At 62.2% G+C, this 22681-nt stretch carries 22 protein-coding genes and 2 tRNA genes; 19 read left to right on the top strand and 5 right to left on the bottom strand.

All coding sequences use genetic code 11. The features are described 5' to 3' along the window. Positions 1-50: 50 nt before the first annotated feature. Positions 51-704 carry a HugZ family protein gene (locus DLM_RS22260; protein ID WP_089083736.1) on the top strand — a complete coding sequence of 218 codons (654 nt, stop codon included), beginning with the start codon at positions 51-53 and terminating at the stop codon, positions 702-704. A 1-nt stretch (position 705) separates the two neighbouring features. On the opposite strand, the gene DLM_RS22265 is transcribed toward DLM_RS22260, so the two are convergent. The 5 genes from DLM_RS22265 to DLM_RS22285 form a co-directional block, all read right to left on the bottom strand. Further along, positions 706-1407, bottom strand: coding sequence for a S4 domain-containing protein (locus tag DLM_RS22265; RefSeq protein WP_089083707.1), 702 nt, complete (start codon positions 1405-1407; stop codon positions 706-708). Between the two features lie 87 nt (positions 1408-1494). Beyond that, positions 1495-2772, bottom strand: coding sequence for an HD-GYP domain-containing protein (locus DLM_RS22270; protein WP_089083708.1), 1278 nt, complete (start codon positions 2770-2772; stop codon positions 1495-1497). A gap of 190 nt (positions 2773-2962) precedes the next feature. Next, positions 2963-3039, bottom strand: a tRNA-Met gene (locus DLM_RS22275). Between the two features lie 32 nt (positions 3040-3071). After that, positions 3072-3148, bottom strand: a tRNA-Met gene (locus DLM_RS22280). Between the two features lie 95 nt (positions 3149-3243). After that, positions 3244-4395, bottom strand: coding sequence for a class I SAM-dependent methyltransferase (locus DLM_RS22285; RefSeq protein WP_089083709.1), 1152 nt, complete (start codon positions 4393-4395; stop codon positions 3244-3246). A 134-nt stretch (positions 4396-4529) separates the two neighbouring features. On the opposite strand from DLM_RS22285, the gene DLM_RS22290 reads away from it, so the two are divergent. The 18 genes from DLM_RS22290 (at position 4530) to DLM_RS22375 (ending at position 22662) form a co-directional block, all read left to right on the top strand. Next, positions 4530-5303: a pteridine reductase gene (locus DLM_RS22290; protein ID WP_231959935.1), complete on the top strand. Its 774-nt coding sequence runs from the start codon at positions 4530-4532 to the stop codon at positions 5301-5303. A gap of 89 nt (positions 5304-5392) precedes the next feature. Then, a complete protein-coding gene (ttcA, locus tag DLM_RS22295; protein ID WP_089083710.1) occupies positions 5393-6379 on the top strand; it encodes a tRNA 2-thiocytidine(32) synthetase TtcA in 987 nt (328 codons plus the stop codon). 46 nt (positions 6380-6425) lie between these two features. Continuing rightward, positions 6426-7169: a polyamine aminopropyltransferase gene (locus tag DLM_RS22300; RefSeq protein WP_231960306.1), complete on the top strand. Its 744-nt coding sequence runs from the start codon at positions 6426-6428 to the stop codon at positions 7167-7169. 225 nt (positions 7170-7394) lie between these two features. Then, a complete protein-coding gene (locus tag DLM_RS22305) occupies positions 7395-8699 on the top strand; it encodes a nucleotide sugar dehydrogenase (RefSeq protein WP_089083739.1) in 1305 nt (434 codons plus the stop codon). Between the two features lie 72 nt (positions 8700-8771). Beyond that, a complete protein-coding gene (locus tag DLM_RS22310; RefSeq protein WP_045848835.1) occupies positions 8772-9836 on the top strand; it encodes a Gfo/Idh/MocA family protein in 1065 nt (354 codons plus the stop codon). A gap of 142 nt (positions 9837-9978) precedes the next feature. Then, positions 9979-10515: a DUF4337 domain-containing protein gene (locus DLM_RS22315; protein ID WP_089083711.1), complete on the top strand. Its 537-nt coding sequence runs from the start codon at positions 9979-9981 to the stop codon at positions 10513-10515. 21 nt (positions 10516-10536) lie between these two features. Continuing rightward, positions 10537-11106, top strand: a complete 570-nt coding sequence (locus DLM_RS22320) for an acyltransferase (protein ID WP_089083712.1) — start codon at positions 10537-10539, stop codon at positions 11104-11106. An 83-nt stretch (positions 11107-11189) separates the two neighbouring features. Continuing rightward, positions 11190-12287: a DegT/DnrJ/EryC1/StrS family aminotransferase gene (locus DLM_RS22325; protein WP_089083713.1), complete on the top strand. Its 1098-nt coding sequence runs from the start codon at positions 11190-11192 to the stop codon at positions 12285-12287. Between the two features lie 2 nt (positions 12288-12289). Next, on the top strand, positions 12290-13585 hold the full coding sequence (locus DLM_RS22330; protein ID WP_197715472.1) for a lipopolysaccharide biosynthesis protein: 1296 nt from the start codon (positions 12290-12292) through the stop codon (positions 13583-13585). After that, complete coding sequence (locus DLM_RS22335; protein ID WP_089083714.1) at positions 13572-14798, top strand: DegT/DnrJ/EryC1/StrS family aminotransferase; 1227 nt, start codon at positions 13572-13574, stop codon at positions 14796-14798. Before DLM_RS22330 ends, DLM_RS22335 begins: the two co-directional genes overlap by 14 nt. Beyond that, positions 14795-15883 carry a glycosyltransferase family 4 protein gene (locus DLM_RS22340; RefSeq protein ID WP_089083715.1) on the top strand — a complete coding sequence of 363 codons (1089 nt, stop codon included), beginning with the start codon at positions 14795-14797 and terminating at the stop codon, positions 15881-15883. The genes DLM_RS22335 and DLM_RS22340 overlap by 4 nt, the downstream gene beginning before the upstream one ends. Further along, on the top strand, positions 15880-16977 hold the full coding sequence (locus DLM_RS22345) for a glycosyltransferase family 4 protein (protein ID WP_089083716.1): 1098 nt from the start codon (positions 15880-15882) through the stop codon (positions 16975-16977). Before DLM_RS22340 ends, DLM_RS22345 begins: the two co-directional genes overlap by 4 nt. 21 nt (positions 16978-16998) lie before the next feature. Continuing rightward, positions 16999-17691, top strand: coding sequence for a DUF1345 domain-containing protein (locus DLM_RS22350; RefSeq protein ID WP_089083717.1), 693 nt, complete (start codon positions 16999-17001; stop codon positions 17689-17691). Between the two features lie 33 nt (positions 17692-17724). Further along, a complete protein-coding gene (locus DLM_RS22355; RefSeq protein WP_089083718.1) occupies positions 17725-18960 on the top strand; it encodes a glycosyltransferase family 4 protein in 1236 nt (411 codons plus the stop codon). A 4-nt stretch (positions 18961-18964) separates the two neighbouring features. Further along, the gene (locus DLM_RS22360) at positions 18965-19483 is read left to right on the top strand and encodes a hypothetical protein (RefSeq protein WP_089083719.1); all 519 of its coding nucleotides are present in this window, start codon (positions 18965-18967) and stop codon (positions 19481-19483) included. Between the two features lie 60 nt (positions 19484-19543). Next, positions 19544-20665, top strand: coding sequence for an acyltransferase family protein (locus DLM_RS22365; RefSeq protein WP_089083720.1), 1122 nt, complete (start codon positions 19544-19546; stop codon positions 20663-20665). Between the two features lie 159 nt (positions 20666-20824). Then, positions 20825-21988, top strand: a complete 1164-nt coding sequence (locus DLM_RS22370; protein WP_089083721.1) for a DegT/DnrJ/EryC1/StrS family aminotransferase — start codon at positions 20825-20827, stop codon at positions 21986-21988. Beyond that, positions 21985-22662 (top strand): sugar transferase, encoded by a 678-nt coding sequence (locus DLM_RS22375; RefSeq protein ID WP_089083722.1) that lies wholly within the window; start codon positions 21985-21987, stop codon positions 22660-22662. Before DLM_RS22370 ends, DLM_RS22375 begins: the two co-directional genes overlap by 4 nt. Positions 22663-22681 lie beyond the last annotated feature (19 nt).

Here is a 22681-nt window from a genome sequence, read left to right on the forward strand (position 1 = left end):
GGGGGTAAAATCAGCGGCTGGATTGATCCGCCCCGATGGGAGTCTTGCCTGTGAAAATCGCCCCTGCCGCCGCCCTGCAACTCTTGCATGCCCAGCATCACGCCACGCTGGCCACCCATGCGCAGCAGTTGCCCGGTTATCCCTACGCCACGGTATTGCCCTATGTGCTGGATGAGCAACACCGCCCACTGCTGCTGATCAGCGTGCTGGCCGAACACACCCGCAATCTGCTGGCGGACGGACGTTGCAGCCTGGCGGTACTGCACAAGGGGGCCGAAGATGTGCAGGCCGAAGCGCGGCTGACCTTGCTGGCCGATGCGCAGCGCATCGAAGCGGATGACTTGTTGCTAAAGCGTTTCCTGCGCTACCAGCCGCAGGCAGAGGACTTGCTGCAACTGGATTTCATGTTCTTCCGGCTACAGCCACAACGCCTGCGCTATATCGGCGGCGTGGGACGCATGGGTTGGCTGGAGGCGGCGGAATTGAGCCCGGAGGTGCTGCCGCTGGCGCAGGAGGCCGCGCTATTGCAGCAGGCCCGGTTGCCGGATGGCATCACGCTGTTGGGGCTGGATGCCTACGGCGTGGATTACCGGCGCCAGAGCGGAGCCGGGCATGAGCGTTACAACTGGCCTGAGGCCATCAGCCAGCCGGAGGCGCTGGCAGCGGCCTTGCAGACGGCGCTGGATACGCTGGCCGGCAAGTGATTCAGAAGGATTCCATCGGCAGCAGGTAGCGCCATTGTCCGGCGGGCAGCTCGCCAATGCCCAGCTTGCCGATGCGGATGCAGCGCAACGCCAGCGGCTGCAAGCCCAAGGCACGGCAGATGGCCCATGGCTGACCTGGCTGCACGGCTGACAGCACCATGCGCAGTTGGCGGTCACTCTGGCGGCTGATCTTCAAACCGCGCGGCGGCTTGCCCGGCAGTTGCAGTGCCTGCATCTGTTGTTTCAGCAGCTCGGCCGCCGGAGCAGCTTCCAGCTGGATCAGGTATTCCTGTTCGGCATCGGCCAGCTTGCGCGCCAGTTTCTTGTCCAGGGTGAGCGCCACCAGTCCGTGACTGTTTTCGTCCAGCGCACCGGCCTGTTGCAGCGCCTTCAGATGACGCGGGTTAAAGTTGATCTCGCTGCCATCACGGGCAAAGCGCTGCGCCGGTGTGACCAGCCCGCTTAGCGGCAGTTGGCTGTCTGCCGCGCGATGCAGCAGCAGGCTGATGCTCAACTCCCCCAATACCATGCGCGGGGCTTCCAGTTCGATGCGCTGGTCTGCACGGACGCGGCTGCCCAATTGCTGCACCACCTGTCCATCCACCCGCACCCGGCCCTGTTCGATGAAGGCATCGGCCTCGCGGCGCGAGCACAAGCCCAGCTCCACCATGCGCTTGGACAGACGCATTTCCTGTTCACTCATCTTCTGATTCTCCGGTCGGGGCGACGTGTGGTCGGGGTCGGCGATTATCCGCCCCCCTTCCGGTGCTGGCAATCGCGGCAAGCGCCATCACTGCGGGCTAAGCTCCGGCAGGGCCGCCGCCATGGCACCCGCCATATCGCTGGCCGCCAGTGCCAGCACCGCCGGATCAATGCGTTGCTGATCGGCAAAGCGCTGCAGCGTGGCCAATACCTCTGCCGCACTGAGCCCGGCGCGATAGGGACGGTCCTGCGCCAGTGCCTGGAAAATATCGGCCACGCGCAGGATGCGTGCTTCCACACTCATGCTGGCGGCCTGCAGATGGAAGGGGTAGCCGTTACCGTCCGGCTCCTCATGGTGATAGGCCGCCCAGCAGGCAATTTCCTCAAAACCATGGATGTGGCGCAGGATCTGGTAGGTCTCGAAGCTGTGGGCATTGATCAGGCTGCGCTCATGCGGGTCCAGCCCGCCGGGTTTGTCCAGGATCTCGTCCGGCACCCGCAGCTTGCCCAGATCATGCAGCAGGGCGGCAATTTCCAGTTGTTCGCAACGTGCGGTGGGCAAGCCCATTTTTTCGGCCAGCCAGCGTGACAGTCCGGCCACGCCCAGCGAATGACGTGCGGTAAACGGGCTCTTGGCATCCACGATGCAGGAAAACAGCGTGGCCAGTTGCTTGAGTTGCCCGGTGCTGGCAGTACAGGGCTGCCGCAGTGCGCACATATCCTGCAATACGCCGGCAATGCCACGCGGTTCCAGTTGCAGCCAGAAAGCCTCCGCCTGCGCGGCACTCAGGAAGGCATCCACCAGATGCGGGGCAAAATGCACGCCGCGGCGCTGCGCAATCTGTTGCCGGATGGCGGCGGTATGCATCAGCAATTCCCCGCCCTGGTAGTAGGGGGCCGCCAGGGCATCCACCCGGTCCACCAGGTAGATCAGGTTGGCCTGTTCGGCAATATGCTGCGGGACTTCCTGCATCGCCTGCAGCCTGTCCCACTGCGTATGGTGATAACGCACCGGCAGCGCCATGGCGGCCAGTGGTGCAAAACTGGCCAGCAGCTTGGCACCGCTGATGCAGTGCTGTTGTGAACCGACCCAGTCGAATTCGCTGACCAGATGCTGATGGGTGCGGGTGGACGATACGCCGATATCGTGCAGCAGACCCAGATCGAACATGAAACCGGCTTGCTGGCGCGGCTGTCCCAGCACGCCTGCGCAGTGAAACGCCATGATGCCGACGCGCTTGCCATGGGCCACATCGTCGATGCCAACCAGATCCAGCGCATCGGACAGCGCGTGGATGACTTCGCGCAGGTCGACATGGATGCTGCCATCGGCAGAGGCGGAGCACGTTGCAGCAGCGGCAGGCATGGTGGTCTTTCGCGTCAGGTGATCGGGCAATCCGGGATGAGGGGACTGTTCTATCAATCTAATGCACGCCGACACGGCCTGAAAGGCGGAATCTTGCCTGTGTTTGACATGCCGCAGGCAGTGCGGCTGACACGGCAGGATGCGCAAAAGCAAAAGGCCAACTCCTGGGAGCTGGCCTTTGCGCTAATGCTGGTGGCGAATCAGGGACTCGAACCCCGGACCTGCGGATTATGATTCCGTCGCTCTAACCGACTGAGCTAATTCGCCGTGAAGCCTGACAAGTCAAACTTCGCAAACTGTGGTGGCGAATCAGGGACTCGAACCCCGGACCTGCGGATTATGATTCCGTCGCTCTAACCGACTGAGCTAATTCGCCACGTTTCTCGATGCGCTTGCACCGAGACGCGAACTATACGCAGCGTTTTTTCGGCTGTCAACCACATTTGCAGACAAATCAAGCTGCTGTCCGGCTTACAGGGTATGGCAGCGGTCGCCCTGGGCAAAACCCTGCCAGTCTATGCTGACGCCTCGGCCAAAGCCGATCACCTTGAACAGCTCGCCCATCTCCTGCATGGACAGCAGCTTTTGCACCATGGCCACCACCGGCAGGTAGCTGGCGCTGTCGTCGGCGTCCAGTTCGCCCAATAGCTGGGTGATGCCGGCATTGATCAGGAACTGTGCCTGGGTGGTGTAGCCGATCAGGTCCAGCCCGGCGTCGATGCCGGCCTGGGCAATGGCGGTGAAGTCCACGTGACAGGTGAGGTCCATCAGGCCGGGCAGGAAGAAGGGGTCATCCACCGTGTGATGACGGTAATGGCCGATCAGGGTGCCCATATGGCGTTGCGGGTGGTAGAACTCACTGGCCGGATAGCCATAGTCCACCAGCAGGATGGCACCGCGCACCAGATGGCGCGCCAGGGTGTGGATGAAGGCGGTGTTGCTCAGGCTCAGCTCGCTGATATAGCCCGCCTGCTGGATGTTCAGCGCCGCAGCCTGTCGTTGCAGGGCCGGGTCCTGGATCGGGCGGTCCTGCCAGACAAAGTTGTCGCCATCCAGCGCTACGCCGCGTTGCAGTGGTTCCGGCGTCCAGTGCAGCAGCTCGCAGGGCATGGCATCCAGCACTTCATTGCCGATCACCACGCCATCGAGCTGGTCGGGCAACTGGCTGAGCCAGCTCACCCGCCCGGCCAGATGGGGCAGGGCGCTGCGGATGGCCGTTTGCTGGCGCTCGATCAGGTCGGCCGACAGGTCGATGATGATGTAATGCTCAGGCAGGCAGTCCAGCTTTTCCAGTTCGGTCAGGATATCAATGGCCAGCTTGCCGGTGCCGGCACCGAATTCGTACACCGTGCCGCCGGTTTGCGGCAGCAGTTCGGCAATCTGCCGCGCCAGGGTGCGGCCAAAAAGCGCTGTCATTTCCGGCGCGGTGGTAAAGTCACCGGCGCTGCCCAGCTTGTGGCTGCCGGCGGAGTAATAGCCCATGCCTGGCGCATACAGCGCCAGTTCCATGTAACGGGAAAAGGGAATCCAGCCGCCGGCCTGGGTGATGGTCTGGCGGATATGGGCGCACAGCGCCTGGCTGGTGACAAGCGCCTCGGCGCTGGGGGCGGGTAGGGTGGTCATGACGTGCATCCTGCTACAATGTGCGGCGATTGTGGTCGAAAGCGGCGCAGGGGTGAAGAGGCACTGCGCATTTTGTTGTCGGCGCAGCCAGCAAACACGGCGCGGCAAAGCAGGCAGGAAAGGCTGAACAGGACATGGAGCAACAGCAAGAGCGCTTGATGCAAGTGAATGAACAGCGCGTGGTACTGATTACCGGCGGTGCGCGCCGGGTGGGCGCGGGTATTGCCCGGCTGCTGCATGCGCGTGGGGTGCGGCTGGTATTGCATTACCGTGGTTCGCAAGCGGAGGCCGAAGCCTTGGCCGCCGAGCTGAATGCACTGCGAGCGGAATCGGTTGTACTGCTGCAGGCCGATTTGCTGGACATGCAGGCGGTGCGTCAACTGGCGGCGCAGGCCATTACCGCGTTCGGGCGGCTGGATGGTCTGGTCAACAATGCCTCCAGTTTTTTTCCCACCGAAATCGGCCAGATCGACGAGTCGGCCTGGCACGACCTGATGGGCAGCAACCTCAAGGCCCCGCTGTTTCTCAGTCAGGCGGTGGCGCCGGCCTTGCGCCGTAACGGCGGTGCCATTGTCGGCATCTCAGACATCCACGTCGACCGGCCGATGAAGCGCCACGTGGTGTACAACCTGGCCAAGGCCGGGCATGCCCAGCTGATTCGCAGTCTGGCGCTGGAGCTGGCACCGGATGTGCGGGTGAATGGTGTGGCACCGGGGGTGAACCTGTGGCCGGAAGGCGAGGCGTCTTTCGATGCGGCAGAGCGTGCCGCCATCGAGGCCACCATTCCCTTGCAGCGTACCGGCCAGCCGGATGATATTGCCCGTGCGGTGGCCTTTTTGCTGCTGGATGCCAGCTATGTCACCGGCCAGATTCTGGCGGTGGATGGTGGACGCGGCATCGTGTTGTAGGGCTTGGGGCGGTTTGCCGGGAAATGGCATGGATTGTTGCAGGGAAAAACAGTAAAATCGCCTGTTTTTCAATTTCTTAGCCGTACCCCATGTCCGAACAGAACACCGTGCTCGACGACAAGGCCAAAAAGGCCGTGTTCGAGGGCAACAAACTGGCCAAGCGCCTGCGTCACCACGTGGGTGATGCCATCAATGATTTCAACATGATCGAGCAGGGTGACCGGGTCATGGTGTGTCTGTCCGGCGGCAAGGACAGCTACACCCTGCTGGACATCCTGCTGGGTCTGCAAAAATCCGCCCCCATCGACTTTTCCATCGTGGCCGTCAACCTGGACCAGAAACAGCCCGGCTTCCCGGAAGACGTGCTGCCCGGCTATCTGGCGTCCATCGGGGTGGAATACCGCATCATCGAAGAAGACACCTACTCCATCGTCAAGAAGCTGGTGCCGGAAGGCAAAACCACCTGCAGCCTGTGTTCGCGCCTGCGTCGCGGCATTCTGTACCGCGTGGCCGACGAGCTGGGTGCCACCAAGATTGCGCTGGGCCACCACCGCGACGACATCCTGCACACGCTGTTCCTCAACATGTTTTACGGCGGCAAGCTCAAGTCCATGCCGCCCAAGCTGGTGTCGGACGACGGCAAGCACATGGTGATCCGCCCGCTGGCCTATTGCCGCGAGAAAGACATCATCCGCTACGCCGACTTGCGCCAGTTCCCCATCATTCCGTGCAATCTGTGCGGCTCGCAGCCCAATCTGCAGCGCCAGGTGGTGAAGGAAATGGTCAACGACTGGGACAAGCGCTTCCCCGGCCGGGTGGAGAGCATGTTCCGCGCGCTGCAAAACGTGGTGCCGTCCCATTTGTGCGATACCGGCCTGTTCGACTTTGCCGGCCTGAAAACCGGTGACAGTCCCTTCGAGAATGGTGACACCGCTTTTGACAAGGAAGAGTTCCGCGATCCGCCACTGCCGCTTGAAGACGGTGAAGACGCCGTGACGGCACCGGCACGTCGCACCATCAGCATTCTGGATTCGCGCAAACCGGCGCAGCAGGAGGAGGGTGGCTGTGGCGCGTAGAGCCTTGCATCCTTTCCGCCGCCGCGTACGCGCTGCGGTGGAAGACATGCCGGAAGTGGAAATCTCCGAAGCCGGCAATATCCGGTCCTTGCATCTGGGCTCGGAAACCATCCAGAGCTCGATGGACATGGACGAACCGGCCGAGCTGGTGTTGTCCTACAGCCGCGCCATGATGGCCTTCCTGCTGTGGAACGACGACCCGCGCCATATCCTGCAAATCGGCCTGGGTGGTGGTTCCTTTGCCCGCTTCATCGACGAATACCTGCCGGAAGCCGTCAGCGTGGCGGTGGACATCAACCCGCAGGTCATCGCCGTGGCGCGCGCCTTTTTCAAATTGCCACCCGAGGGTGATTTCTTTGAAATCATCGAGGCCGACGGTGCGGATTACGTGAAGATTTTCCGTGGTTCCACCGATGCCATTCTGGTGGATGGTTTTGATGGCTTGCAGATTGTGGACGAACTCACCACCGAAGACTTCTTCGAAGACTGCAAGCGTGCGCTCAGCCCCAATGGCGTGTTTGTCACCAACTGGTGGAGCGGCGACAAGCGCTATCACAGCTTTGTCGAACGTTTGCTGTCGGTGTTTGAAGGCCGCGTGCTGGAACTACCCTCGGCCAGTCACGGCAATGTGGCGGTGCTGGCCTTCCGCCAAAGCCCCACGCTGACCCAGTGGGAGGCGCTCAAGGAGCGTGCCGACCGGCTGGAGTGCCGTTTCGGGCTGGAGTTTGGCGAGTTCGTCAATCGTCTGAAACAGAACAATCAGGGCAGTGCCGGGCATCTGCTGATCTGAGCCGGCTGTACTTGGCGCAGTCGGCTGTGTTGTCACGTTTGGTAACGCCAGCGGCTTGCCAAGCAGGCGTATAATGCGGCGCTTGCAACTTCACAAGCGCGGTTTGAGCCAGATCAGCAAGCCCGCCAGCCAGGCGAGGCACACTGCCAGACCTTACCGAATTCAGTGCATGGCTGCCCGGATGCAGCCATGGCAGGTTTTTACTTTGTTGGGACTATCATTGTGATCAAGCAGCAATTGCTTAACCGTATCGCGGACAAATCCGCCGTCATCGGCATTGTCGGCCTGGGCTATGTCGGCCTGCCGCTGATGCTGCGTTTTGCCGAAGTGGGCTACAAGGTACTGGGCTTTGACATCGACCAGAGCAAGGTTGACGCCCTGATGGCCGGCAAGAGCTATATCGAGCATATCAGCGCCGACAGCATTGCCACCGCGCTGGAACGCGGCTTTGAAGCCACCACCGACTTCTCCCGCGCGCCGGAAGCCGACACCCTGATTCTGTGTGTGCCGACCCCGCTGAACAAATACCGCGAGCCGGACCTGAGCTTCGTGCTGGACACCATGGACAGCCTGGTGCCCTATCTGCGCGAAGGCCATCTGGTATCGCTGGAATCCACCACCTATCCGGGTACCACCGACGAAGAACTGCTGCCGCGCATGGAATCGCGTGGCTTCAAGGTGGGCGAAAACGCCTTCCTGGTGTTCTCGCCGGAGCGTGAAGATCCGGGCAACCCCAATTTCACCACCCGCACCATTCCCAAGGTATGCGGCGGCTACAGCCCGGCCTGCCAGGAAATCGGCGTGGCGCTGTACAGCGCGGTGATCGACAAGGTGGTGCCGGTATCCTCCACCCGCGCCGCGGAAATGACCAAGCTGCTGGAAAACATCCACCGTGCGGTGAATATCGGTCTGGTCAACGAAATGAAGATCGTGGCCGACAAGATGGGCATCGACATTCACGAAGTGATCCGCGCTGCCGCCACCAAGCCTTTCGGCTTCGTGCCTTACTATCCGGGTCCGGGCCTGGGTGGCCACTGCATCCCGATCGACCCGTTCTACCTCACCTGGAAAGCGCGTGAATACGGCGTGAACACCCGTTTCATCGAGCTGGCCGGTGAAGTCAACAGCGCCATGCCCGATTATGTGGTCGCGAAAGTGGCCGCTGCGCTGAACCTGCGCAAGAAGGCCATCAACGGCAGCCGCGTGCTGGTGCTGGGCATTGCCTACAAGAAGAACGTGGACGATATGCGCGAAAGCCCGTCGGTGTTCCTGATGGAAAAACTGCGCGATCTGGGCGCGGAAGTGTCCTACAGCGACCCGCATGTGCCGGTGTTCCCCAAGATGCGCGAGCACCACTTCGCGCTGTCCAGCGTGGCGCTGGATGCGGCCACCATTGCCAGCTACGACTGCGTGCTGCTGGCCACCGACCATGACAAGTTCGATTACACGCTGCTGAAGCAACATGCCCAGCTGATCGTCGACAGCCGTGGCAAGTATCTGGAACCCGCCGACCACATCGTCAAGGCCTGACCCTGACGGCATGACGCAAGCAGGCGACCCCGTGGTCGCCTTTTGCCGTTTAAGCACAGAACGGAACACACCATGAAAACCGTACATCACGCCCCCATCACCGACCGCAAGATCCGCTTCGCGCTGGTTGGCTGCGGCCGCATTGCCAACAACCATTTCGGTTCGCTGGAAAAACACGAAGACCGTGCCGAACTGGTAGATGTTTGCGACATCGACCCGGCTGCACTGCAAGCTGCGGTAGAGCGCACCGGCGCCCGTGGTCACAGCAATCTCACCGACATGCTGGCTTCCACCAATGCCGACATCATCGTGCTGACCACTCCGTCCGGCCTGCATCCGGCGCAAAGCATCGAATGTTCCGAAGCCGGTTTCCACGTGATGACGGAAAAGCCGATGGCCACCCGCTGGGAAGACGGCCTGGCCATGGTGAAAGCCGCCGACAAGGCCGGCAAGCGCATGTTCGTGGTGAAGCAGAACCGTCGTAACGACACCCTGCAACTGCTCAAGCGCGCGATGCAGGAAAAACGCTTTGGCCGCATCTATATGGTCAACGTCAACGTGTTCTGGACCCGTCCGCAAAGCTATTACGACCAGGGCGGCTGGCGCGGCACCTGGGAATTCGACGGCGGTGCCTTCATGAACCAGGCCAGCCACTATGTGGACCTGCTGGACTGGCTGATCGGCCCGGTTGAAAGCGTGCAGGCCTACACCGCCACGCTGGCACGCAATATCGAAGTGGAAGACACCGGCACCGTCAGCATCAAGTGGCGTTCCGGCGCGCTGGGCAGTATGAACGTGACCATGCTCACCTACCCCAAGAACCTGGAAGGCTCCATTACCATCCTGGGCGAGAAGGGTTCGGTCCGCGTGGGTGGTGTGGCGGTGAATGAAATCCAGCACTGGGAATTCGCCGAACCGCACGCCATGGACGATGAAATCAAGAACGCCAGCTACGCCACCACCAGCGTCTACGGTTTTGGTCACCCGCTGTACTACGACAATGTGATCAACGTGATGCAGGGCAAGGCCGAGCCGGAAACCGACGGCCGCGAAGGTCTGAAGTCGCTGGAACTGCTGATTGCCATGTATCTGTCGGCGCGCGATGGCCGTCGCATCAGCCTGCCGCTGGATTACTAAGACCCACTGACAAAACCTCGGCGGCCCGGATTTTCTACGAGGTTTTGTCAGCAGCGCTACGCAGCGTTCCCGGCATGTCCGGCGCACGCGGCCATCCAGCCGGTGCGCCCGTTTCCTGAATACCGCATGACAAAGCAGGTTTATGGCTGAAGAAAAGAAAGACCCCTGGCTGAATTATTTGGCGCTCACCACCGTCATCCTGGCGGTGTGCGCCACCTTGTCCACCTTCAAGGGCGGTGGTTTCTCCACCCGCAGCGTGATCGCCCAGGCCCAGGCCTCGGACCAGTGGGCCTACTATCAGGCCAAGGGCATCAAGGGCAATCTGTATGATGTGGAGCGTGAACGACTGCAGTTCGAGCTGGACAGCCTGCCGGCTTCCGCCAGCCCGGCCCAGCGTGAGCACTATCAGGCCCAGTTGAAGAAAGTGGGCGACAAGGCTGCCCGCTATGCGGCCGAGCGCAAGGAAATCGAAAAGGAAGCCCGCCGGCTGGAAGCCGAACGCGATGCCGCCCAGCGTCAGGGCAAGCCGTTTGGCGTGGCGGTGATCTTTCTGCAAGTGGCCATCCTGATTTCCTCCATCGCAGGTCTGTTCAAGCGCAAGGTCATCTGGCTGGCGGCGCTGCCGGTCGGCCTGCTTGGCCTCTTGTATTTTGCCGATGGCTTTTTCCTGTTTTTCTGACCCCCGTCCGGAGGCCCGCCCATGACCCAATACACCGTACACCCTACCGCCATTGTTGATGAAGGCGCACAAATCGGCGCCGACACCCGTATCTGGCACTGGGTGCATATCTGCGGCGGCGCCAGCATTGGCGAGCGCTGCTCCTTCGGCCAGAACGTGTTTGTCGGCAATGATGTGCAGATCGGCAACAACGTCAAGATCCAGAACAACGTCTCCATCTACGATGCCGTCACACTGGAAGACGACGTGTTCTGCGGGCCGTCCATGGTGTTCACCAATGTCAACAATCCGCGCAGCCATGTCAGCCGCAAGGATGAATACCGCCGCACGGTGGTGAAACGTGGCGCCTCCATCGGTGCCAATGCCACCATCGTTTGCGGCCATCAGGTGGGCGAATATGCCTTTATCGGTGCCGGCGCGGTGGTCACCCGCGACGTTCCGGCCTATGCGCTGATGGTGGGCACCCCGGCCAAGCGTATCGGCTGGATGTGTGCCTGCGGTGAGCGTCTGCCCAATGACATCGGCACCCACGCCTGCCCGGCTTGCGACAGCTTTTACCAGATTGGCGGCAATCACTGCACTCCGGCCTGAACCGGACCAGCCTGCACCGCCTGCAATCATTCAATCCCGACGGCTGCCTGCACGGCAGCCCGGCCCCAGCAAGGAATCGAGCCATGAGCATCCAGTTCATCGACCTCAAAGCGCAGTACCAGCATCTGAAAGCCGACATCGACGCCCGCATCCACGCGGTGCTGGATCACGGCCAGTACATCATGGGGCCGGAAGTCAAAGAGGTAGAACAGCAACTGGCCGCCTATGCCGGCGTCAAGCACGCCATCGGCGTGTGTGATGGCACCAAGGCGCTGCTGATTGCACTGATGGCGCTGGGTGTGGGCCGTGGCGATGAAGTCATCACCACGCCGTTTACCTTCATCGCCACCGGCGAAATGATTGCCCTGCTGGGTGCCACCCCGGTATTTGTCGATATCGACCCCATCAGCTACAACCTGGACCCGGCGCTGCTGGAAGCGGCCATCACCCCGCGTACCAAGGCCATCATGCCGGTCAGCCTGTACGGCCAGTGCGCGGACTTTACCGCCATCAACGCCATTGCCGACAAGCACGGCATTGCGGTGATCGAAGACGGCGCACAAAGCTTTGGCGCCAGCCAGCACGGCAAGAAATCCGGCAGCCTGTCCACCATCGGCTGCACCAGCTTCTTCCCCAGCAAGCCCCTGGGCTGCTATGGCGATGGCGGTGCCTGCTTTACCAATGACGACGAACTGGCAAAGAAAATGCGTGAAATCCGCATTCACGGCCAGGACCGTCGCTACCACCACCCGGTGATCGGCCTGAATGGCCGTCTGGATACCATCCAGGCCGCGGTGCTGCTGGCCAAGCTGCCCAGCTTTGCCGACGAAGTGGCGGCGCGTGAGCGCATTGGTGCCCGCTACAGCGCGCTGCTGCAGGATGTGGCCCGTGTGCCGGTGATCGGCGCGGGCAATACCCACGTTTACGCCCAGTACACCATCGAGGTGGACAATCGCGAAGCGGTACAGAAAGCGCTGCAGGAACTGGGCGTGCCCACCGCCGTGCATTACCCGATTCCGCTGCACCTGCAACCGGCCTTTGCCCATCTGGGCCTGGGCGAGGGCAGCTTCCCGCTGGCCGAAGCCGCCGGCAAGCGCGTGATGAGCCTGCCGATGCACCCCTTCCTGGATGAAGCCACCCAGGATGCCATCGTCGCCGCGGTGAAAAAGGCACTGGGCTAAAAGTGCTGGCCAAACTCAAGGCCAGGCTGGGGCAGGGCGGCTTTGCCCGCAATGTCGCCACCCTGGCTGGCGGCGCTGCCGTGGCGCAGTTCCTGCCGGTGTTGTTCACCCCGCTGCTCACCCGGCTGTACAGCCCGGCCGACTTTGGCGTGCTGACGCAGTTTGTCGCCTGGCTGTCCAACCTGGTGGTGATTGCCACCTGGCGCTACGACATGGCGGTGGTGCTGCCGGAAGAAGAGGCCGACGCCATGCGCCTGATGGTGCTGGCGCTGCTGTTCAACACCCTGCTGCTGGCGGTGCTGAGCATTCCGCTGCTGGCAGCCGGGCCGTGGATTGCCGCCCGGCTGCATGCCCCGGCCATGGCACCCTGGCTGCCCTTGCTGCCGCTGGGCATCTGGGTGGCGGCCAATAACCAGATCTGGACCAACTGGAACAACCGCCAGCGCCGCTACAGTGCCAATGCGCAGGGCCGCATGGGTCAATCCGCCGCCATGGTGACGGTGCAACTGGCGGCAGGCTTTGGCAAGCTGGGTGCGCTCGGTCTGTTGCTGGCGCAGATTGCCGGCCAGACTGCCTCCTGGCTGCTGCAAGCACGGCAAGACTGGCGCGCACTGCCGCAGTGGCTGCGTACCGCCCGCTCCGGTGGCATGGGCCGCATCCTGCGCCGCTATCGTGAGTTTCCGCTGGTCAACACCCCGCATGCCTTTGTGGTGGCCTTGCAGGATTCCTTGATGGTGCAGCTGCTGGGCATGCTGGCCACCGCCGAACTGATGGGCCATTACGGCCTGGTGGTGCGGGTGCTGAAGCTGCCCGCTGCCTTGCTGGGGCAGGCCGTGTCGCAAGTGCTGTACCGCGATCTGGCCGAAGCCCATGCCAAGGGACACAGCCTGCGGCCCTTGCTGAAAAAGGCGCTGCTGGTGCTGTCCGCGCTGGCGATTGTGCCCTTTCTCATCATCATGGCCTGGGGCGGGCCGCTGTTTGCCTTTGCCTTTGGCGAGCAATGGCGTGATGCCGGCCAGATTGCCGCCACATTGACGCCGTCCTTCTTCTGCATGTTCCTGGCTGCGCCTTGCTTCATGGTGCCCATGGTGCTGTCGCGCCAACGCCAGTCGCTGCTGTTTGCCCTGCTGGGTGTGGTGGTGAACCTGGGCTCGCTGGGCGTGGTGTACTGGGCGGGGGAGAATGCCCATCAGGTATTCCGCCTGCTGTCGGTGACGGTTTCCATCTATTACATCATCTACATGGTCTGGGTATTCCGGCTGTGTCGCCAACTGGAGCAAGACCATGCTCACGGCTAATTCACTGAGCCTGTGCGATTACCTGTCCGCCTTGCCCGGCATGTTGCGTGGCCGCGCATTCCAGCGTGCCGCGCTGCGGCGCGAGCTGGCAGCCTGTTTTGGCGTGGACGAGGCGCGCATCGGCCTGTACGACACCGGCCGTGCCGCGCTGCGCGTACTGTTACAGCAACACGGAATCGGGGCAGGGGACGAGGTGATTGTCCCGGCCTATACCTGCGTGGTGGTGCCCAACCAGATTCCGGCGCTGTCGGCCTCGCTGCGCTTTGTCGATGTGTCGGCAGGCACCTTGAATTTTGACTGGGACGTGCTGGCCGCTGCCATCGGCCCGGCCACCCGCGCCGTCATCGTGCCGCACAATTACGGCCTGCCGTGCCGGGTGCCGGAGGCGCTGCGCGCCGCCCATCCGCAAGTGAAGTTCATCGACGATGCCGCCCACGGCTTTGCCAGCCAGCTGGATGGCCAATGGCTGGGCAGCTATCACGACGGGGCTTTCTTCAGCTTTGAATATTCCAAGAACCTGACTGGCGGCATCGGCGGCCTGGCGATTTTTCCGCCCGGCATGACCACCCCGCAGCAGGACTGGCCGGAACTGTCCTGCGCCGATGAATGGCGCTTGCTGGCCACGCTCAAAGCACATCTGCTGAGCGCACGCTGGCCGCTGCTGGGCCGCATCACCATGGCGATCAACCGTCGTCTGGGCCTGATTTACCGCTCGGCGGATGCCGAAGTGACACAGGGCGTGCCGCATCCGGTACGCGCCATGCCGCTGTTGTCCAGCGTGCTGGTGCGCCGCCAATTGGCCCATCTGCCCGCCACGCTGGCACACAAGCAGGCGCTGGCGCAGCGTTACCAACAGGCACTGGCGGCACTGCCGTCCATCACCCAATGGGCAGTGCCTGCCGCTGCTGCGTGCCACTGGGTGCGTTACCCGTTTGCACTGTCCCGCCCTGTGGCGAACAAGGCCGCGCTGGCGCGACGCTTGAGTCAGGCCAGCGGGCTGAATATCGGCGTGTGGTTTGATGATGTGATCCATCCGGCCGGTTCCTTCCGCCATGGCTATGTGGCCGGTAGTGCGCCGCAGGGCGAGCGGCTGGCGGCTACGGTGCTGAACCTGCCGATGAATATTGCGCTGGCCGACAACGCCGCGCTGGCGCACAAACTGGACCGGCTATTGGCAGAACTGCGCCGCATCGAGAAAGAAAATATCCAATGAAGCTGTTGTTGATCGGTTCTGCCTCGGTACACACCTGGCGTTACCTGGCCGGTATCGCCCCGCATGTGGACGAAATCTGGCTGGCCTGCAATGGCGAAGTCCCGGCCGACAAGCGTCCGGCCAATCTCAAGGGCGAGCTGCGCCTGGACTTTGGCCTGAAGGCACTGGGCAGCGCAGGCACATTGCGTCGCTGGATAGCCCAGATCCAGCCGGACCTGGTCCATGTGCATCAGGCCAATAGCGTGGCCTGGCATGCGCGCCGGGCAGTGGCCGGTAGCCACATCCCCATGGTGCTGACCGCCTGGGGCTCGGACGTGCTGCTGCTGCCGGACAGTAACCGGCTGATGCGGCAGATGGTGAGCGCCAATCTGCGTGCCGCGACGGCCATCACCTCGGATTCGCTGTACATGGCAGCGAAGATCCGCCAGTTGGCTGGGGATAACTGCCGTATCGACGTGCTGAATTTCGGCATGGACGCGCTGCCGGCGCAGCCGGATATCGCGGCCAAGGCCAACAAGGTGCTGTCCTGCCGGCTGCACAAGCCCTTGTACCGCATCGACGCCATCCTGCATGCCTGGCAGCAGGTGGAGGCCAGCGGCCGTTACCCGGACTGGAGCCTCACCGTGGCCGCCAGCGGCGAATCAACCGATAGCCTGAAAGCCCTGGCCAGCCGCCTGCAACTGCAAAGGGTGGAATTCACCGGCTTTGTGTCATCCGCCGTGCTGGGCGCGCTGTATCAGGAATCGCGCCTGTTTGTCAGCGTGCCGCGCTCGGACGCCACCAGCATCAGCCTGCTGGAAGCCATGGGGCACGGTTGCCTGCCGGTATTGTCCAATCTGCCGGCCAATGGTGAATGGGTGATTGACGGCCTCAACGGCCTGATTGCCGAAGACATCGCCCGGCTGAGCGATAGCCTGCTGTCCGGCATGGACTGGGCGGCGGATAATGCCCGCCTGGCACAGGCGGTGCAGCTCAACCGCCAGTTGGTGGCCCAGAAAGCCCTGCATCACCGCAATATGCAACACTTTGCCGATCTCTATGCCAGCCTGCTGTCCGGGCTGGCACACAAGGATTCTGCCGTATGAAAGTAGCCCATCTCACTTCTGCCCACCCGCGTCACGACATCCGCATTTTCGTCAAGGAATGCGCCACGCTGGCTGCCGCCGGTCACGAGGTGAGCCTGATCGTGGCCGATGGCCTGGGCGAGGAAATCAACAAGGGCGTGCGCTTTCACGATGTCGGCCCCAAGACCGGCGGCCGCTTTGCCCGCATGACCGGCACCACCAGCCGGGTATACCAGGCGGCACTGGCGTTGCGCCCGGACATCGTGCATTTTCACGACCCGGAGCTGATTCCCGCCGCGCTGCGTTTGAAGCAGGCCGGTATCAAGGTGATTTACGACGTACACGAAGACATGCCGCGCCAGATTCTGGCCAAGCACTGGATTCCCGGTGCCATCCGTCCCCTGGTGTCCGGCAGCTTTGAAACAGTGGAAGACTGGGCGGCCAAGCGCTTTGACGCGGTGGTGACGTCTACCCCGCACATCCGCAACCGCTTTGCCAAGCTGGGCGGGCGGGTGCTGGACGTGTGCAACTTCCCCATTCTGGAAGAGCTGGTGCGCGATACGCCGTGGGACAGCCGCAAGAACGAGGTGTGCTATATCGGCGGCATCAGTCGCATTCGCGGTATCGAACCCATCGTGGCCGCACTGCCGGATACCGCCACCCGGCTGAATCTGGCCGGTATCTGGAGCGAGAGCGACCTGCGCGCCAGACTGGAAGCGCAAGCCGGCTGGGCGCGGGTGAATGACCTGGGCGTGCTGGACCGCAAGGGCGTGGCCCAGGTGCTGGCGCAAAGCAAGATCGGCCTGGTGACGCTATTCCCCACCCCCAATTACGTGGATGCGCTGCCAATCAAGCTGTTTGAATACATGGCCGCCGGCATGCCGGTGATTGCCAGTGACTTCCCGGTATGGCGCGAAATCGTCGACGACGCCGGCTGCGGCGTGCTGGTGGACCCGCAAGACCCGCAAGCCATTGCCGCCGCCATCAACAGCCTGATGGCGGACGAAGACCGCATGCGCCAACTGGGCGAAGCCGGCAAGCAGGCGGTGCTGCAAAAATATAGCTGGGCGGCAGAAGGCCGCAAGCTGGTAGAGCTGTACGCGCAACTTTCCTGAGGACGCTTGAGGAGGACCGACATGGACAAGCCCATCCGTCACCATCACGGCCCGCTGGCCCGGCTGATCCACATCCTGCGGACCAGGCCGCGCCTGTTGTCGGCCATCGTGTTCGGCCTCTTCATCGCGCAAGCGCTGACCATGCTGACGCCGATGCGCACGCTGACCGCCTATGTGATTGGCTGGAATGCCGGTGCCGGTCTGTACCTGCTGCTGGCACTGCACATGATGCACGGTGCCGATGCCACGCAAATCCGTCGCCGTGCGGCACGGCAGGACGAAGGCGAACTGGCCATCCTGATGCTGGTGGTGTTGGCGGCCATTGTCTGCCTGCTGTCCATCGTGGCCGAGCTGTCGGTGGCGAAAGACCTGCACGGCAGCAACCGGGTGGCGCATATCGGCCTGTCGGTGCTCACCATCTTCAGCAGTTGGTTGTTTACCCAGGTGATGTTCGCCCTGCATTACGCCCATCAGTATTACGTGGCGCTGTTGCATAGCGGCAAGCCGGGGCTGGAGTTCCCAGGGGACGAAGAACCCAATTACAGCGATTTCTTTTACTTTGCCGCCGTCATCGGCACCTCGGGCCAGACGGCCGACATCAGTTTCAGCTCACGGGCCATGCGTCGCATCGGCTCCGTGCATTGCATCCTGTCCTTCCTGTTCAACACCACCGTGCTGGCGATGATGATCAATATCGCCGCAGGTCTGTTCTGAACGGCGGACACTTAAATCCGGAAAAGCAGCAGCGTGCGCATTCTCTATATTAATCACTATGCCGGCAGCCCGCGCCACGGCATGGAGTTCCGCCCCTATTACCTGGCGCGAGAATGGGTCAAGGCCGGCCACGAAGTCAATATGCTGGCGGCAGATACCTCGCACCTGCGCCAGACCAATCCGCAGTTGTCGGCCAAGTATCAGGACGAAGACATCGACGGCATCCGCTACACCTGGTGCAAGACGCCAGCCTATCCGGGCAATGGGCTGAAGCGGGTGATCAACATCTTCAGCTTCCTGGGCAAGGTAATGGGTCTGTCCGGGCGCTATCTGAAACAGTGGAAGCCGGACGTGGTGATTGCCTCCTCCACCTACCCGCTGGATACCATCCCCGCCGCCTTCATCGCCGGCAAGACCGGGGCGCGGCTGGTGTACGAGGTGCATGATTTGTGGCCGCTGACGCCGGTGGAGGTGGGCGGCATGTCGCGCTCCCACCCCTTCATCCGCCTGATGCAGTGGGCCGAGGATTTCGGCTATCGCAAGGCCGATACCGTCATCTCCATGCTGCCCTGCGCGCGTGACTACATGATGGAACATGGCATGGCGGCGGAAAAATACCATGTCGTTCCTAACGGCGTGGACGTGGCCGAGTGGCAGGGGGCGGACACGCCACTACCCGCCGAACACCTGGCTGCGCTGGCCAAGCTGAAGGCGGACAAGCGCTTTCTGATTGGCTACGCCGGTGGCCATGGTCTGGCCAATGCGCTGGACTTCCTGCTGGAAGCCGCCGCCCGGTTGCAAGATACGCCAGCCAGCTTTGTGCTGGTGGGCGATGGCCCGGACAAGGCCGCGCTGGTGGAGAAGGCCAGTGCCATGGGCCTGACCAATGTGCATTTTCTGCCCAGTATTCCCAAGCGCGCAGTACCGGCCTTTCTGGCTGAAATGGACAGCCTGTTCATTGGCTGGCGCAAGCTGCCCATCTACCGCTTCGGCATCAATCCCAACAAGCTGTTCGACTACCTGATGGCGGGCAAGCCGGTGATCCACTCGGTGGAAGCGGGCAATGACATGGTCAAGGATGCCGGGGCCGGTTTCAGCGTGGGCGCGGAAGACCCAGCCGCCATTGCCGACGCGGTGTGCCGCATGCTGGCCACCACGCCCAACGAGCGTGGCCGCATGGGGGCAGCCGGACGGCAATATGTGCTGGCCCATCATGATTACCGCATCCTGGCACAGCGCTTCTTGCAGGCTGTGCTGCGCCAGGGCTGATGTCATGTTGCGCCTGCTGGGAAAACTGCTGCGGCTGGGGCTGAAGCTGGCCACTTACCTCGCGGTGTTTTTTGTCAGCATGGTGCTGCTGGCCATGGCCTTGCAAAGCGGCCTGGGCTGGGGGCTGGCCCAGGTGCTGCTGTATCTGGCCGCCTATGCGCTGGCCAGTTGGCAGCAGTGGCCACGTGTGCAGACCGGCTTGTTGGTCGGCTGGTTCGGCTTGTTCTGTGGTGCGATGTTTTTCTGGGACAAGCATGGCGGAGGCGGGCAGCCAGCCCCGGAGTGGCTGAAGCTGCTGGCGCATTGGCATGGTGTGGGCTGGATCGTGCTGGTATTGCTGTTTCTGCCATTGACGCTGGTGGAAATGCTGCTCAGACGCCTTGCCCGTCCTGCGCGCACGCCTTCGGAGCCAAGGACTGACGCGTTTGCTGCTGATCTGGCGCAATTTGACTGGCAAAACCGTTTTGATGCAGCCGAAAAAGAGACAAAAAACCGTACCAAGCCGTACGGACGGCGAGGATAATAGGGGTTTTTTTCAAATATGGTCGACGCCTTGCCTGCGTCGGCAACGGGTGAGTACTGGATGAGTAGCAGCAAGCAGCATGTCCGTTTTGATTTTGCCGATGGCCTGCGTGGCATGGCCATTCTGTGCGTGATCTTGTTTCACTTCACACAAACCTTCTGGCAGCATCGCGCGCGCATCGGCGACATCCTCAATATGGACCCGCTGGAAGGCTATGCAGAGGCGTCTTTTGTATTGCCCTTCAATCTGGGGGCGGTGGGGGTGGGGCTGTTCCTGCTGATTTCCGGGCTGCTGATTCCGCTGTCGCTCACCCGCATGGGCGGACTGCGCTTTGCCGTGTCGCGGGTGTTCCGCATTTACCCGACATACTGGGCCGGGCTGGCGGTGACGCTGCTTGCCTTGTGGATTGCCGCCTGGCTGGCGGATAACGACTTCGACATCACCCGGCGCGATGTCATCGGCCATGTCAGCATTGCCTTTCAGGACATGTTGGGCGGACGCAATATCGACCCGGTGATGTGGACGCTGAAGGTGGAACTGTGGTTCTACGCCTTGCTGGGCAGCGCCTTTGCACTCACCGGCAAACGCATCAAGTGGGCCATCTGGCTGCTGCTGCCGCTGGTGGCCATGCTGTGCCGTGGCCCGAATGCACAGGGCCTGCATGGTCAACTGGCGCATTTCTGGGCTTATGACCAATATTTCCTGTCTTCGGTGGTGTGTTATTTCCCGCTGATGTTTGCCGGGTGCTGGTGTTATTTCTATTTGACCGGGCAGGCCGGAGCAGTGGAAACCGTGTTGCATTTTGTCGGGCTGCTGGCCATGTTCGTGTGGGTGACCAACTGGCCCTCGCTGGAGCTGTACGGCAGCTACGCCATCGGCATCAGCCTGTTTGTGCTGGGTGTGCTGCGCCCGGCACTGTGGAGCAGCCCGTGGCTGGCGCGGGTGGCCGCGATCAGCTATGCCTGGTATGTCTGTCATTCCAATGCCGGCTATGTGCTGATGGAAGTGCTGGCTATGTACAATCTGCCGTGGTGGCTGCTGGTGGCCGCCGCCACCGTGCTGACCTGGTATCTGGCACTGGCCATCAATCGCTGGGTGGAACTGCCCACGCAGAAGCTGGGCAAGCGCGCCGCCGATGCACTGAAAGAGAAACCGGCCACCGATAATCTGGCGCGCCAGTAAGCGCAGCTGACAAAAAACCTGCTGCTGCGTGCCTTGCCCCAGGGCCGCTACGCTATTTTGTTGGCCGCTCTCAGCGCCGCTGACAAGACCGAATACGCGACTGGCAACCATGCGTCGGCTGCCAGCCATGAACAACGACGCCTATTGAAGATGACGAAAATGAGCGAACAGAAATTCCTGCCCTTTGCCCTGCCGGATATCGGCGAAGACGAAATCAATGAAGTGGTCGATGCCCTGCGTTCCGGCTGGGTGACTACCGGCCCCAAGACCAAGCAGTTCGAAGCCGACTTTGCCGCCTTCATCGGCGAGGGCGTGGAAGCGATTGCCGTAAACTCCGCCACCGCCGGCCTGCATCTGGCACTGGAAGCCATCGGCATCCAGCCGGGTGACGAAGTGATTGTCCCCAGCTACACCTTTACCGCTACCGCCGAAGTGGTGCGTTATCTGGGCGCGGACCCGGTGGTGGTGGATGTGGACCCGGCCACCTTCAATATCAGCCCGGCCGCCATCCGTGCCGCCATCACGCCGAAAACCCGCGCCATCATGCCGGTACACTTTGCCGGCCTCGCGTGCGAGATGGACGAAATCATCGCCATCGCGCGCGAACACGGCCTGAAAGTGGTGGAAGACGCTGCGCACGCCCTGCCGACCACCTACAAGGGCAAGCTGGTGGGCACGCTGGATTCGGACGTCACCGTGTTCAGCTTCTACGCCAACAAAACCATGACCACCGGCGAAGGCGGCATGGTGGTATCGAAGAACAAGGACATCATTGCCCGCTGCAAGATCATGCGTCTGCATGGCATCAGCCGCGATGCCTTCGACCGCTATGTGTCCAAGACCCCGGCCTGGTATTACGAAGTGATCGCCCCCGGCTTCAAATACAATATGCCGGACACCGCCGCCGCCATGGGCATCCACCAGTTGAAGAAGATTGTGGCCTTCCGCGAAAAACGCGAAGTCATGGCCCAGCGCTTTGACCGTGAGCTGGCCGACCTGCCCTTGATCCTGCCGGCCCGTCCCGCCCATGCCGGGGACCGCCATGCCTGGCACCTCTACCCGGTGCGCATCAAGCTGGAAGCCGGCATCAGCCGTGATGACTTCATCGTCTGCATGGCGGAAAAGGGCATTGGCTGCTCGGTACACTTCATTCCGCTGCATCGCCAGCCGGTATGGCGCGATGGCTATCAGTTGGACCGTGCCGCCTTCCCGGTGGCGGATGCCGCCTTCGAGGCCGAAGTCACCCTGCCGCTATACACCCGCATGACCGCGGACGATCAGACCCGCGTGATTGCCGCCGTGCGTGAGATTCTGGGCGCATGAGTCAGCACCAGCCTTTGCAGCCGGGTGAAGGCCCGGCCTTGTTACCGCCATGCTGTCGCCCGCCGGGGGCCGGTTCGGCGCTGCTCAAGCGCCTGTTCGACCTGATTGCGTCCAGCATCGGCCTGCTGCTGCTGGCCGGGCCGCTGCTGCTGGTGGCGCTGTGGATCAAGTTCGATTCCCCCGGCCCGGTGTTTTTCCGCCAGGTACGGGTAGGGCGGGGCGGCATGCTGTTCCGCATCCACAAATTCCGCACCATGCAGGTGAATACCGAGGTGCAGGGTCAGTTGACCGTGGGCGCGGACAGCCGTGTCACCGGTGCCGGGCGTTTTTTGCGCAAGAGCAAGCTGGATGAACTGCCGCAATTGCTGGACGTGCTGTTCGGCGACATGAGCCTGGTAGGGCCGCGCCCGGAAGTGCCCAAGTATGTGGCGCACTACCCGGATGAAGTCAAAGACATCGTGCTGTCGGTGCGCCCCGGCATTACCGACTGGGCCTCCATCCGCATGATTGATGAAAACGAGATCCTGGGCCGCGCGGCGGACCCGGAACGCGCTTATATCGAACAGATCCTGCCGGAAAAACTGGGCTATTACGTGCGCTATGCGCAAACCCACAGCCTGCTGGAAGATATCCGCATCATCTTCGCCACCTTGCTGAAAATCGTGCTGCGCTGATGGCCGTGAAAGTCGATTC

Source organism: Aquitalea magnusonii, assembly GCF_002217795.2.
Lineage (GTDB): Bacteria > Pseudomonadota > Gammaproteobacteria > Burkholderiales > Chromobacteriaceae > Aquitalea > Aquitalea magnusonii_B.

Coding starts and splice junctions, on each gene's coding strand:
- DLM_RS22265 (WP_089083707.1), bottom strand. CDS start 1,407: ATGAGTGAACAGGAAATGCGTCTGTCCAAGCGCATGGTGGAGCTGGGC.
- DLM_RS22270 (WP_089083708.1), bottom strand. CDS start 2,772: ATGCCTGCCGCTGCTGCAACGTGCTCCGCCTCTGCCGATGGCAGCATC.
- DLM_RS22285 (WP_089083709.1), bottom strand. CDS start 4,395: ATGACCACCCTACCCGCCCCCAGCGCCGAGGCGCTTGTCACCAGCCAG.
- DLM_RS22290 (WP_231959935.1), top strand. CDS start 4,530: ATGGAGCAACAGCAAGAGCGCTTGATGCAAGTGAATGAACAGCGCGTG.
- ttcA (WP_089083710.1), top strand. CDS start 5,393: ATGTCCGAACAGAACACCGTGCTCGACGACAAGGCCAAAAAGGCCGTG.
- DLM_RS22300 (WP_231960306.1), top strand. CDS start 6,426: ATGCCGGAAGTGGAAATCTCCGAAGCCGGCAATATCCGGTCCTTGCAT.
- DLM_RS22310 (WP_045848835.1), top strand. CDS start 8,772: ATGAAAACCGTACATCACGCCCCCATCACCGACCGCAAGATCCGCTTC.
- DLM_RS22315 (WP_089083711.1), top strand. CDS start 9,979: ATGGCTGAAGAAAAGAAAGACCCCTGGCTGAATTATTTGGCGCTCACC.
- DLM_RS22320 (WP_089083712.1), top strand. CDS start 10,537: ATGACCCAATACACCGTACACCCTACCGCCATTGTTGATGAAGGCGCA.
- DLM_RS22325 (WP_089083713.1), top strand. CDS start 11,190: ATGAGCATCCAGTTCATCGACCTCAAAGCGCAGTACCAGCATCTGAAA.
- DLM_RS22335 (WP_089083714.1), top strand. CDS start 13,572: ATGCTCACGGCTAATTCACTGAGCCTGTGCGATTACCTGTCCGCCTTG.
- DLM_RS22340 (WP_089083715.1), top strand. CDS start 14,795: ATGAAGCTGTTGTTGATCGGTTCTGCCTCGGTACACACCTGGCGTTAC.
- DLM_RS22345 (WP_089083716.1), top strand. CDS start 15,880: ATGAAAGTAGCCCATCTCACTTCTGCCCACCCGCGTCACGACATCCGC.
- DLM_RS22350 (WP_089083717.1), top strand. CDS start 16,999: ATGGACAAGCCCATCCGTCACCATCACGGCCCGCTGGCCCGGCTGATC.
- DLM_RS22360 (WP_089083719.1), top strand. CDS start 18,965: ATGTTGCGCCTGCTGGGAAAACTGCTGCGGCTGGGGCTGAAGCTGGCC.
- DLM_RS22365 (WP_089083720.1), top strand. CDS start 19,544: ATGAGTAGCAGCAAGCAGCATGTCCGTTTTGATTTTGCCGATGGCCTG.
- DLM_RS22370 (WP_089083721.1), top strand. CDS start 20,825: ATGAGCGAACAGAAATTCCTGCCCTTTGCCCTGCCGGATATCGGCGAA.
- DLM_RS22375 (WP_089083722.1), top strand. CDS start 21,985: ATGAGTCAGCACCAGCCTTTGCAGCCGGGTGAAGGCCCGGCCTTGTTA.